Genomic DNA, 12,423 nt, shown 5'->3' with positions numbered 1-12,423 from the left:
ACCACCTCTGAACTGGGAGAACTTGCGCGCTCGGAGAGATTCGAACTCCCAACCGCCTGATCCGAAGTCAGGTGCTCTATCCGTTGAGCTACGAGCGCATCTCCTACATGATAGTCAATGCCGCGGTATCCGGCGCGATCGGACAACCGAGGTCACTGTTACCCATCAGGTAGGCATCGACGTGGTACGCCACCGATCGCCCCTCAGCAATGGCCCAGACAATCAGTGATTGTCCACGACGAGCATCTCCAGCAGCGAAGACTCCTTCCAGCGAGGTAACAAAGCAGTCATCGACTTGGATGGTTCCCCGTTCCGAAAGAGCTGGCCGTTGTGCGAGATCAAACATCGATAGATCTGGTCCAAGAAAGCCCATCGCCAACAGTACGAGGTCCGCCTCAATACGACGCTCGGTACTAGGTACTCGCTGAAGTTTGCCGTCTTCGCTCATTGCCACTTCGGCAGTGATGAGAGCAGTCACCTGACCCGATGCATTGAGCTCGAATTGAACTGTCTCTCGAGCAAAGACGCGGTCTCCCCCCTCTTCGTGGGCCGAGGAGATCCGGAAGAGCGGCGGATACATTGGCCAAGGCGCGGTCTCTGGACGGCTATCTGACGGTCGCGGCATGATCTCCAGCTGGATAACTTCTTTCGCTCCCTGTCGCAGTGCAGTGCCCAAGCAGTCGGCCCCAGTATCACCTCCACCGAGAATTACCACCCGCTTGTCTGTCGCCACGATTGGAGGTTCATAGGAACGATCATGCACAGCACGATTCGCATGGGGTAGGTACTCCATGGCAGGGAGAATACCGGCCCCTTCACTACCTGGTACCGCAATGAGACGTGGACGAGTAGCACCCAGCGCGAGAACGACGGCATCAAAATCGGCTCGTAACTGTGCAAACGAGAGATCGCGACCGACCGTAGTGTTCGGGAAGAATACGATACCTTCTGCCGTCAACTGCGCTAGCCGGCGATCAAGGATCGCCTTCTCCATTTTGAACTCCGGTATCCCATAACGCAAAAGTCCGCCGATCCGATCAGCACGTTCAAAGACCGTCACCGCGTGTCCTGCACGAACGAGCTGCTGCGCTGCGGCCAATCCAGCGGGTCCTGATCCAACGATCGCTACCTTGTAACCCGTAGGGTGTGCCACCCGAATCGGTTCGACCCAACCGTGAGCAAAGGCCATCTCGCTAATCGATTTCTCGATATATTCAATGGTGACCGCGTCTCGATTCAAGGCAAGAACGCAGGCCGTCTCGCAGGGAGCCGGACAGAGACGTCCAGTGAACTCTGGGAAGTTATTTGTCGCATGTAAACGTTCAGCAGCACTCGCCCATCGGTCTTTGCCAACCAGTTCATTCCATTCAGGAATCAAGTTCCCTAAGGGGCATCCTCGGTGGCAGAATGGGATACCACAGTCCATACACCGCTGTGCTTGCACGATCTGTTCAGCGACATCATCCTCGGCGTAGACCTCATTCCAATCCCTCAGGCGAAGCGCTACCGGACGGCGTACTGGATTGCGACGGGTGAATTTGAGAAAGCCTCTTGGGTCAGCCGCCATCAGTACCCCCGATCGAGTGTCGTGATCGCGTAGCGGGCGCCTTGGCGACGGTGAGCTCGATCCTGGAGAACGACGCGTTTAAGATCCTTTGGGTAGACACAGACGAAACTGCGCAACCAACCACCTTGTGCCGCCAAGATTGAGGACGCCTTCGCAGACCCCGTCAAGCGAGCATGTCGTTCGAGTAGATCTTTCAACAGCGACTGTTGTTCCTCGTCAATTGGATCGAGGTCAACCATCTCCTGATTCACTCTGGTGGCAGCCTTTCCCGTAGGATCCCAGATGAAGGCCAGACCACCCGACATCCCAGCCGCGAAATTGCGTCCAATACTGCCGAGAATCACCACAACACCCCCTGTCATGTACTCACATCCATGGTCGCCGACACCCTCAACAACCGCACTCGCACCTGAGTTACGGACTGCAAAACGTTCTCCCGCCCGACCGTGGACAAAGAGTTCTCCTTTGGTCGCCCCATACAGGGCAACATTGCCGATGACGACCGCCTTCTCTGCCACCACGCCAACGGACATCGGAGGAGCAATGACGAGACGCCCCCCTGAGAGACCCTTACCCACATAATCATTCGCGTCACCACGAAGCTCCATGGTGATGCCAGGGGGGACAAAGGCCCCAAAGCTCTGTCCGGCTGAGCCATCAAAGACCAACGAGACGGTATCAGGTGGCAGATAGTCGGTACCATACCGTCGCGTGATGAGATCGCCCAGGGTCGCGCCGACGGCACGGTCAGTGTTGTGGATCTCATACTGTAATCGAATTGATCCTGACCTGTCGAGCCGTGGCTCGACCGCCTCAACAATTTGTGCATTCATGCTGTTTTTCAGGATGTTTTCCTGAGATCCAGGACGAAATCGGCGCGGCGCTCCTTCCTTGCGATAGGTCAGCCGGTCGAGTCCTAACAGTTGAGCCGCCGAGGCGTCACGTGGTTGCAGGAGGTCCGCACGGCCAATCGCCTCATCGAGCGTGCGAAGCCCAAGTTGAGCGAGATAGGCACGCACCTCCTCGGCAATATACTCAAAAAATGTCTCGACAAACTCGGGCTTTCCGGTGAACTTGCTCCGCAACTCGGGGTTCTGCGTAGCGATGCCCACGGGACAGGTGTCGAGATGGCAGGCGCGCATCATAATGCAACCGGACACCACGAGCGGAGCCGTTGCAAACCCATACTCCTCAGCACCAAGGAGAGCGGCGACGATGACATCGCGACCGGTCTTGAGTTGCCCATCAACTTGTACGACTACTCGATCGCGAAGTCCATTAACGACAAGCGTCTGCACCGTCTCAGCTAGCCCCAGCTCCCACGGCCCTCCCGCATGTTTGAGGGAGTTCAGCGGTGCGGCACCGGTGCCACCATCTCCGCCTGAGATGAGGACAACGTCGGCGTGGGCTTTGACCACCCCAGCAGCAACCGTTCCCACTCCGACCTCTGAGACGAGCTTGACATGCACTCGCGCCCTAGGATTGGCTGACTTCAGGTCATAGATGAGTTGCGCGAGATCTTCGATCGAGTAGATGTCATGGTGAGGAGGTGGAGAGATCAGGCCAACTCCCGGGGTGGAGTTTCTCGTCTTGGCGATCCAAGGATAGACCTTCTCGCCCGGGAGTTGCCCACCCTCTCCTGGCTTTGCCCCTTGGGCCATCTTGATCTGGATATCATCGGCCGCACTCAGGTACTCAATCGAGACCCCGAAGCGACCCGAAGCGATTTGACGAATCCTGGAACGCCGATCGGTGCCGTCCGGCGCTGGTTTTGATCGCTCGGGATCCTCTCCACCCTCGCCGGTGTTGGAGCGTCCCCCAAGGTGATTCATGGCGATCGCCAGCGTCTCATGAGCCTCCTGTGAGATCGACCCATAGGACATAGCCCCCGTAGAGAATCGACTGATAATGGACTTGACCGACTCAACCTCCTCAATTGGAATCGGTTGAACACCATCTGACCGAAGCTCCAAAAGCCCTCGAAGAGTATTCGCACGTCGACCAAGGTCATCTACCAGTGAGGTATACCGCCGGAACACATCTTGTCGCCTTTTGCGCGTCGAGTGTTGGAGCAGAAAGACTGTTTCCGGGTTGAAGAGGTGGTACTCACCATCACGACGCCACTGATATTGGCCCCCCGTTGCCAGATTCTGATGGGCGAACTCCTCAGGGTGTTGGGTGTAGGCCCGATGGTGATGGGCCGCCACCACATCGGCGATCTCCACGAGAGTAGCTCCCCCCATGGGTGAGCGAGCCCCAGGAAAGTATTCGTCGACGACCTCTTGACTGAGGCCGTAGATCTCAAAGATCTGCGCACCGGTGTACGAACCGATCGTCGAGATTCCCATCTTCGACATAATCTTGATAATCCCCTTGGTGGCCGCCTTCACGTAGTTACGGACCGCCACCCGCGGAGCGATATCGGGCAACACACCCTCACGGATGAGGTCAACGATGGAGTCGAACGCGAGATAGGGATTGACCGCCGCAGCACCAAAACTAATAAGGGCTGCAAAGTGGTGAACTTCTCGCGCATCGCCACACTCGATCACCAACCCAGCCTGAGTGCGTAGTTTGGCGCGCACAAGATGGTGATGAATCGCGGATACCGCCAAGAGCGACGGGATCGGAGCGTGTTCCCAGTCGGCATGGCGATCCGAAAGAATCACCACCGCGAACCCATCCCGAATCGCCTCCTCAGCGGCTACCCGGATAGTGGCAAGTGCTTTTTGGAGTCCCTTTGCACCCTCCCCGACGGGATAGAGGATATCGATAACTTTTGCATTCAAATCCGGGTACTCACCATCGTCATTGATATAGATGAGTTTGGCGAGTTCATCGTTATCGATCACTGGGTGCGGAAGATGTATCTGGCGCACTGACGCCGGCCCAGGCTCAAGCAGATTCTTCTCGGGCCCGATCACCCCTTCATACGAGGTAACCAACTCCTCCCGAATCGCATCAAGTGGGGGGTTGGTTACCTGGGCAAAACGTTGATAGAAGAAGTCAAAGAAGGGCCGGGGGAGCCGCGAGCGAGCTGCCAGGGGTGTGTCTGAGCCCATCGAACCGATGGGCTCCTGACCCTGAGTAGCCATCGGCAAGACGATGAGGCGCAGCTCCTCCTCGGTATAGCCAAACAACTGCTGGCGTTGCACAACCGATCCGTGCTGGGGAACCAACATATACCGCGGCGGCAGCGAACTCAACGAGACTTGATGCTCGCGCAGCCAGTCACCCCATGGTCGCATCGTGGCGAGTGACTCCTTGACCTCAGCGTCGTCAAGTATGGTCCCTTTGCTGGTGTCCACTAGGAAGATTCTGCCTGGTTCCAACCTTCCACGCGCGACCACCGACGAGGATGGGATGTCGATCACGCCGACCTCGGAGGCGAGCACGACAATTCCTTCGTCAGTGATCCAGTAGCGCGCAGGACGAAGGCCGTTGCGATCGAGCACCCCACCCACCATCTCTCCGTCGGTGAAGACCACTGCTGCTGGCCCATCCCAAGGCTCCATCAGTGAGGCATGGAATCGGTAGAAGTCGCGAACCCTGGCATCCATCGAGGTATTGGCCTCCCATGCCTCAGGGATCATCATCATGATGGCGTGCGGGAGGGAGCGACCGTGGAGGGCAAGCATCTCGAAGACGCCATCCAACGAAGCCGAATCGGACTCGGACACATCGACAAGTGGGAAGGCATCAGCGATATCGCCTTCAACTAACTCTGAGGATAACTGCGATTCTCGAGCTCGCATCCAGTTGCGATTGCCGTCGATGGTGTTGATCTCGCCGTTGTGCGCGATCATGCGGAAGGGTTGTGCAAGTCTCCACGACGGGAACGTGTTGGTCGAGAAGCGAGAGTGAACCAACACAATACCCGTTGAAAGCTGATCATTCTGAAGATCAAGAAAATACTGCTGTACCTGAGGGGCAGAAAGCATTCCCTTGTAGATAAAGGTACGACCCGACAGCGACGGAAAGTACAGCTCTGGTATCGATTGCTCAATCTTGCGACGCAAGAGCCAAGCCTTGCGTTCGAGTTGTATTCCCGTCGTTCCTTGACGATCCTCCAAAAACAACTGCACCATGTCGGGTTCGCAGGCTTGCGAGCCAGCACCGAGGATCTGAGGGTTGCGGGGTACTTCACGACGATCGATAATCCGCCAACTTGATTGATCGAGGAGTTGTTGCAGCTGCGCAAGTAGTTCCGCTCTGTCGCCATCAAGGAACAGAAGACCAGTAACATAGGCACCCGCTGTCGGCAGCTCCCGATCACGTCTCCAAAACACGTCAGGGTTCTGAATGAGGATACCTGCGCCATCCCCGGTATCAGGGTCAGAACCCTTCGCGCCACGATGTTCGAGATTGACGAGCGCGTCAAGTCCCATCTGGATGAGCTTGTGCGAACCCTTCCCATGGAGATCGGCAAGAAATGCAATCCCACAGGCGTCGTGCTCTAGACCTCGGGGGTACAGCGGTGGCATTGGGGTCGGTAACACCTGGCGGACCTCTCTCGTGTTGTACGGCAGAAGGGACCCCATTGACCCGTAGGCAATTCATCATAGGGCACGATAGCCGTCGAGCCACCCTCAAGATCTTTCTCCGTTGAAAGATCGCTGAACCCCCTCGATCATGGGCGCATCCTCGCCACCCAGAGACGGGTTCGCATGCAACAGACCCGGTACCGAGGCCGAACGTCGAAGATCTTTTCAGTTGTTTTGGGGAGTTGAGAACCTACACTGATACCTTGTGCAGTTCTGTGTCGAGGTAAAGCGGTAAGTGTCAACCCCGTTCTTAGGTGCCATCTTCGGCTTCAACCTCGTGGATCTGGTCATCCTCGCTCTCGTCGCGTTCTCCGCTGCTCGAGGGCTGAAGGTAGGCGCAACCATCCAACTCGGCTCCTACATCGGGTTTTGGGTTGGACTTCTCGCCGGTGCGGTGATCGCGCCCTACGCGGCCGCACCACTTCCAGTCGGCATCGTACGCACGTTCATCTCGCTCGTGATTCTCTTTGGGCTCGCATCGATCACCTCGGCGCTGGGCAGGAGTCTCGGCAGCAGGATCAGCAGGAAACTCGACCGTTTCCATCTTGGAAAGATCGACGGCGGTGCAGGCGTCATCGTCTCCATCGCGGCGACCTTGTTGATCGTATGGATCGTCGCCGCACTGGCCCTCAATGCGCCCTTCCAAGCACTCTCCTCCGAGGTCTCGGGCTCAAGAATTGTTCAGGCTCTCGATGAAATTCTCCCTCCCGCTCCAAGCGTCTTCGCTCAGGTTGACGCACTCTTTTCCACGGCTGGTTTTCCTCCCGTCTTTGCTTCGATCCCACCGGCGTTGGCTGGTCCAGTGCCGCTACCAACATCTACTGAGGTCAAAGCGATCGAGGCAAAGGTCTCGGCCTCGGTGCTCAAGGTCGAGGGCCTCGCCTGTTCGGAGATCCAGGAGGGTTCAGCCTTTGTGGTTGCACCTGGCTATGTAGCGACCAACGCACACGTCGTGGCGGGCGAACCAAGTACCTATGTGATCCAGAATGGTTCACAACTCGCAGCAACGGTTATCTGGTACAACCCGCATCTCGATTTAGCGGTGTTGAAGGTCCCCGGGCTACAGGCTCCGGTCTTGCACTTTGATACCCAAGTTCAGCCACGTGGCACCCAGGCGGTTGTGCTGGGCTATCCCGAGGGTGGTCCACTGACGTATGGGTCTGCCGGAATCATGGCAGGCTTTGACGCCACTGGGCGCGACATCTACAACAAGGGCCTGACGACACGCCTGGTCTATGAGATCGACGCGATCGTCCGACCCGGTAACTCCGGTGGACCGTTAGTCAATTCTGCCGGCCAAGTGCTCGGCGTGGTGTTTTCCCGGTCCACTACCAATAACTATGTTGGTTTCGCGCTCGCCGCACCAGCAGTAGCCAAGGAGGTCCATGAGGCCCTCACCGAGCCGCAACATCGGGTCTCCACAGAGGGGTGTGTGCCGTAAACAGGCTTTCTCGATGGAGCTAGGCTGCTCTGGTATGGCTGAACTTATCGCGGACAATATCGTTGAGATCGATACCCAACTCGGCGGCTGGGAACACATCACTGCTGGCTATCTCGTTACCGGTGAAAGTCCTGTCTTGATCGAGACGGGCTCACAGAGCAGTGCTCCCCTACTCATCGCGGAACTCAACAACCTTGGCATTAGCCCCTCGGACCTTGCTGCTGTCGTGCTCACCCACATCCATCTCGACCACGCAGGAGGTGTCGGCGACATCGCCCGAGCATTCCCAAATGCGAAGGTCTACGTTCACCCAAACGGAGCCCGGCACCTCGCCGACCCGACACGCTTGATCGACTCAGCATCGAGGGTCTATGGGCCTCTCCTCGATTCGCTCTACGGGCGCCTGGATCCGACTCCCGCCGACCGAATCATCGCCGTGGAGGAGGGTGACACCATTCAGATCACCAAGGGATTGCATCTTGAGGCGCTCTTGACACCTGGCCATGCCAAACACCATCTATCCCTTTGGCATGAACCCACGGGGACAATGTTCTGTGGGGATGCGGTTGGAGTGAAGTTACCAGAGGTGGGAATCCTCTGGCCCGCGACCCCACCTCCTGACTTTGATCTTGAGCTAGCAACTCGGAGTTTGGACGCAATGAAGTCTCGCACTCCATCGCACCTCGCCTTTGCCCACTACGGTCGATTTGCCAATGCGGTCGACATCCTCGACGAAGGCAAGGACCTTCTTCGTGACTGGTGTCGGGTGGCAGAACAAGCGATGCATGACGGACGCGAGATCGAAACAGCGCTTGAGGAGGCGTTCGTTCCAGATCTGAAAGATCTTGATCCTCTGGCCCGCGACCGCCTCTTGACCTTAAGTGGCGTCCACGCCAACGCGATGGGGATCAACCGTTGGCTCACCAAGCGTAGTGGGCAGGGCCAGCACACGCCTCATGAACATCCAACTCGGCAAGAGGGTGGCGGAGGGAGTGGGATTTGAACCCACGGTACCCTTGCGGGTACAGCGGTTTTCGAGACCGCCCGATTCGGCCACTCTCGCATCCCTCCGAGCCGAAACCAGTTTACGGGAAATCAGCTCGATCTACGCCGTTGAAAGAAGCTTTGCAGCACGGCGCCAGCATCTTCAGCGAGAATGTCTGACACTACCTCGATCTCATGGTTGAGACGCGGATCTACACAGAGGTTGTAGAGTGACCCACACGCACCCGCCTTGGGATCGCGGGCGGCGAAAATGAGGCGGCGAACTCGCGCGAGCACAAGAGCCCCCGCACACATGGCGCACGGCTCTAACGTTACGTACACCTCAGCGTCTGACAGATAACGATCTCCCACCTCTAGCTGGGCTCTTTGGAGGGCAAGAAGCTCGGCGTGCGCCAAGGAACTCTGTTGAGCGACCGTCTCGTTATGGGCCTCTGCGACGACCTCGCCTCCAATGACAACGATCGCACCTACCGGGACCTCATCACGTTGATCAGCGCTCCTGGCGAGCGCTAAACACCGACGCATCCTCTCTTCGTCGCGGAGGCTCACGACCGACCCGCCTGCAGCTCAAGAAGAACATCCTGGACCCAGTCTGCATACTCCTTCGATAACACCACAATAGGGCGGGCAATGACCTCGGGGTTGACATAGTTATGTGCTGACTTAATAATCGATACAAGATGTCCTAGATGAGTCTCAAGTGTAAGAGCGGTGATCACGTACTCATCGGCGTTCTGCCAGCTCCCGTTCCAGTAGTACTTGGATTGGCACCCGGCCTGAATCTTGACACATGGAGTCAAATTCGAGGCGACAAGCTGATCACGGAGAGCAAGGCTCACCGTGGCCTCGTCCGTCGTCGTCTGAACTTCGAAGACTGGCAGGGAGATCTCTTCTGACACGTATCCATGGTACGTGCTGACCGCCCGGTCACCTCGCACCACACGAAAGAACAGGGGTTCATCCATTGACTGGCTTTCGCCGCGATATGGGCCAACTTGCCCAACTATGCGGGATCATACTCCAGATCGATTCGGTTGCCAGTGAAACACCGGCCCGCCCTGGTGACCGGTAAACTAGTATGTTTCCTGCTAGCGCTCGTAGCTCAACGGATAGAGCATCTGACTACGGATCAGAAGGTTGGGAGTTCGAATCTCTCCGAGCGCGCCAAAGGCATCCAGTTCATAGGTAGTTCTGCCGTATCTGACTCAGATAAACCCGTTGAACTGGACCTAGGGGCTGGACCTAGGGGCTGGGACATCCACATGGATGTCAGGAGAGCCATTTATTCCATTATGGTCCGGTTTATGCACCCATCCGAAGGTAGCAAGTGCTACCATGCCCATCCAGAAAATCGCACCAATGGCTAAATGAAGATCTTGTACACCTGGAGGTGCCTTGAGAACCGCCGAAAACGCACCGGCAACTACCTGGACCAAAAACATGGTTGCGTCGAATACGATCAACGGACCGGCACCAAGTGAACGCCAGTTCCTCCAGGCTCGAAGCAGAACGACGGCGATGGCCAAGCCACCGATAGCTACCATCCCTCGATGTAGAAACTGGGCAACAATCAAGCGGGCAGGTGCGGCATTGAAGGAACACACCGGCCAACCGGGACAGGCTTTTGCCGCCCCTGAGTCGACCACGAAAGCTCCAGTTATGATTATGGCCAAGGTAGCGAGAACACCCGTGATCGCCAAACGGAGCATATAGCTGTCAGTCGTATGAGTTGGTCCACCGGTTGCACGTGTAGGCGCGATGAAGGCAGCGGTAGCGACCACGGTAACGATGCCAAGTTCGATGAGGCCGGTGACGAGATGCATGCCGACCGTTATCGGGGCGTTGTGAGTCAGGACGGTAATGGCTCCAAGCACGACCTGCACGAGAATGATCCCGCAGGAAATGAGAGCCGGCACGAAGACGCTCCGCAAATGTCGCGCATGACGCCAGGCGAGATAACCAGTGTAAAACACCAGAACGCTCACTATTGCCGCGATGTAGCGGTGGAACTGCTCCATCGCGGAGTGAAAGTTATCTATTGGTGCTAGATGTCCATTACATAGTGGCCAGCTCCGGCAGCCCATCCCCGAGTGTGTCACACGAACGGTACTTCCTAGGACAACCAGCAAGTAGGTTGCAATCAAAGCAATCAACGAAACCCTGCGCACAATAGTAGGGCAGACCAAGAATGATCGATCAGACGCTGCAGTGTCCATATAGCCCCCTAGCCAAGCAGTGCCACAACAGATAACACACCCGGCTTACTTGTTGCATCGCCGGACTTATTTGCCACCACCAATCGCATCATTCTATTCCTGACAACAAAAAGGTGCAAATGTGTTGATGAATCTGCGTGTAATGCGTACTTCACTCCCGCATTCAAAGCGCACGAGACTAGCGTATCGTTGGCGCGAGTGATATTATGGTTAGAGATCAATACCGTTAACTTAGTACCACATCTATGCTCTACTGGGTTTCGGGAGATGCTGATGCCAAGACCCGGGTGGAGAAAACAACCAGAGGATTCACGACTGACCGATCATCTCTCGATCGGAGTTCTCACCTGTACCTTCTCGAGAGAGCTCATCGATTCGATACTCAGCTCAACGGGTAAAGTCCAACAACGGGTAAAGTCCAACAGCGCATCCGACTCCTCCCATCACGGGTGATGATCTATTACATCCTGGCTCTCTCGCTCTATCCCCAGGACTCCTATGAGGAGGTCATGCGTCACTTAAGCGAGGGACTTCGTTGGGCAGATCAGTTCAGGTCCACTTGGAGTGTTCCCTCGAAGGTGGCGATCTTTAAGGCTCGCCTACGCTTGGGAGCCGAACCCATGAAGCGGCTCTACGAGGCAGTTGCAAAGCCTCTGGCAGTACCTGGTGATGCGGGTGCCTTCTATCGGGGGTTACGTCTTGTTGCGATCGACGGAACGAGCCTGAGCGTCGCTGATTCTGCCGAGAACCTTGCTCACTTTGCAAAGCCAACCACCCCTCTCGGGGAAGCCGCCTATGCCAAAGCAAGAATCGTCGGTCTCCTAGAGTGTGGCACCCATACGATCTTTGCGGCCAACGTCGGTCCCTATAGCACTGCTGAGCAGGTATTGGCCCAAGGTGTGATCGATCAACTCAAACCAGGGATGCTCTGTCTTGGTGATCGTGGGTTCTTCTCCTATGATCTCTCACAGCAAGTAGCTAGCACGGGTGCCCAACTCTTATGGCGAGCAAAGGTTAACTATCGTATTGAAACAGTCGCCGAACTCGAGGATGGTTCCTACCTTGGCAATGTCTATCACCACAAGGACAGGGGAAAGAGACATTCAATGATGGTACGAGTCATTCCAGTATCACATCACCGAAGGTGAGGACCCTGATCTGTTCTACCGGCTCTTTTGCTCGATCACTGATCCTGAGATCGCACCAGCTCACGAGCTGGCCGCACTCTATGCAAAGCGTTGGGAGATCGAATCGGCCTTTGATGAACTAAAGACCCACCAGTTCGAGGCACGAAGGGTGCTCCGGTCACAATCCCCAGAGCTTGTCTACCAGGAGATCTGGGGGATGTTAGCCCTGCACGTTGGTATCAGAGAGCTCATGGATGATGTCTCTGCATCCTCTAGAGGGGACCCGCTATCGCTCTCGTTTCTTGGATCTCTCCGGATGCGCTCGCACCAGCGCGCTCATGAGTCCGGGTTTTTCCCCCAGAGGTCCTCGCTGAAGCCTTCAGCCGTGCCACCTGTCAAATACTTGACCAGGTACTACCAAAGCGACGCTTGCGCTCCAATCCCCGTGTCGTGCGAAAGCGGATGAGTCCCTATCCCACCAAGTATCCCAACCACTCCAATTGGCCTCAACCCTCTAGGGAGA

10 protein-coding genes and 3 tRNA genes are annotated in these 12,423 nt (G+C 56.5%); 6 read left to right on the top strand and 7 right to left on the bottom strand.

The features are described from left to right. Positions 1–25: 25 nt before the first annotated feature. The 3 genes from M7439_RS12720 to gltB form a co-directional block, all read right to left on the bottom strand. Positions 26–98, bottom strand: a tRNA-Arg gene (locus tag M7439_RS12720). Positions 99–103: 5 nt separating this feature from the next. Then, a complete protein-coding gene (locus tag M7439_RS12715) occupies positions 104–1,567 on the bottom strand; it encodes a glutamate synthase subunit beta (protein ID WP_298344100.1) in 1,464 nt (487 codons plus the stop codon). Next, positions 1,567–6,051 carry a glutamate synthase large subunit gene (gltB, locus tag M7439_RS12710; RefSeq protein WP_366525204.1) on the bottom strand — a complete coding sequence of 1,495 codons (4,485 nt, stop codon included), beginning with the start codon at positions 6,049–6,051 and terminating at the stop codon, positions 1,567–1,569. Before gltB ends, M7439_RS12715 begins: the two co-directional genes overlap by 1 nt. Before the next feature lie 295 nt (positions 6,052–6,346). On the opposite strand from gltB, the gene M7439_RS12705 reads away from it, so the two are divergent. Both M7439_RS12705 and M7439_RS12700 read left to right on the top strand, forming a co-directional pair. After that, the gene (locus M7439_RS12705; RefSeq protein ID WP_298344106.1) at positions 6,347–7,552 is read left to right on the top strand and encodes a MarP family serine protease; all 1,206 of its coding nucleotides are present in this window, start codon (positions 6,347–6,349) and stop codon (positions 7,550–7,552) included. 34 nt (positions 7,553–7,586) lie between these two features. Then, entirely contained in the window at positions 7,587–8,555 is a 969-nt protein-coding gene (locus tag M7439_RS12700) for an MBL fold metallo-hydrolase (RefSeq protein WP_298344109.1), read from the top strand. Here M7439_RS12700 and M7439_RS12695 read toward each other — a convergent pair. From M7439_RS12695 to cutA, 3 genes are all read right to left on the bottom strand, one after another. Then, positions 8,534–8,623, bottom strand: a tRNA-Ser gene (locus tag M7439_RS12695). The two genes, M7439_RS12700 and M7439_RS12695, sit on opposite strands and share 22 nt — an antisense overlap. Before the next feature lie 24 nt (positions 8,624–8,647). Continuing rightward, positions 8,648–9,106, bottom strand: a complete 459-nt coding sequence (gene tadA, locus M7439_RS12690) for a tRNA adenosine(34) deaminase TadA (protein ID WP_298344112.1) — start codon at positions 9,104–9,106, stop codon at positions 8,648–8,650. Next, positions 9,103–9,522, bottom strand: a complete 420-nt coding sequence (cutA, locus tag M7439_RS12685) for a divalent cation tolerance protein CutA (RefSeq protein WP_298344115.1) — start codon at positions 9,520–9,522, stop codon at positions 9,103–9,105. Before cutA ends, tadA begins: the two co-directional genes overlap by 4 nt. A 126-nt stretch (positions 9,523–9,648) precedes the next feature. On the opposite strand from cutA, the gene M7439_RS12680 reads away from it, so the two are divergent. Beyond that, positions 9,649–9,724, top strand: a tRNA-Arg gene (locus M7439_RS12680). A gap of 62 nt (positions 9,725–9,786) precedes the next feature. Here M7439_RS12680 and M7439_RS12675 read toward each other — a convergent pair. After that, on the bottom strand, positions 9,787–10,773 hold the full coding sequence (locus M7439_RS12675; protein ID WP_298344118.1) for a heme A synthase: 987 nt from the start codon (positions 10,771–10,773) through the stop codon (positions 9,787–9,789). Between the two features lie 273 nt (positions 10,774–11,046). On the opposite strand from M7439_RS12675, the gene M7439_RS12670 reads away from it, so the two are divergent. The 3 genes from M7439_RS12670 to M7439_RS13185 are packed head-to-tail and all read left to right on the top strand — an operon-like array spanning position 11,047 to position 12,366. Further along, positions 11,047–11,226, top strand: a complete 180-nt coding sequence (locus tag M7439_RS12670; protein WP_308464517.1) for a hypothetical protein — start codon at positions 11,047–11,049, stop codon at positions 11,224–11,226. Continuing rightward, entirely contained in the window at positions 11,226–11,921 is a 696-nt protein-coding gene (locus M7439_RS12665; protein WP_308464516.1) for an IS4 family transposase, read from the top strand. The genes M7439_RS12670 and M7439_RS12665 overlap by 1 nt, the downstream gene beginning before the upstream one ends. Further along, positions 11,908–12,366, top strand: a complete 459-nt coding sequence (locus M7439_RS13185; RefSeq protein ID WP_366525203.1) for a transposase — start codon at positions 11,908–11,910, stop codon at positions 12,364–12,366. The genes M7439_RS12665 and M7439_RS13185 overlap by 14 nt, the downstream gene beginning before the upstream one ends. Positions 12,367–12,423: the final 57 nt, after the last annotated feature.

Source organism: Ferrimicrobium sp. (genome assembly GCF_027319265.1).
GTDB lineage: Bacteria > Actinomycetota > Acidimicrobiia > Acidimicrobiales > Acidimicrobiaceae > Ferrimicrobium.
This window is presented reverse-complemented; position numbering and strand designations above follow the sequence as displayed.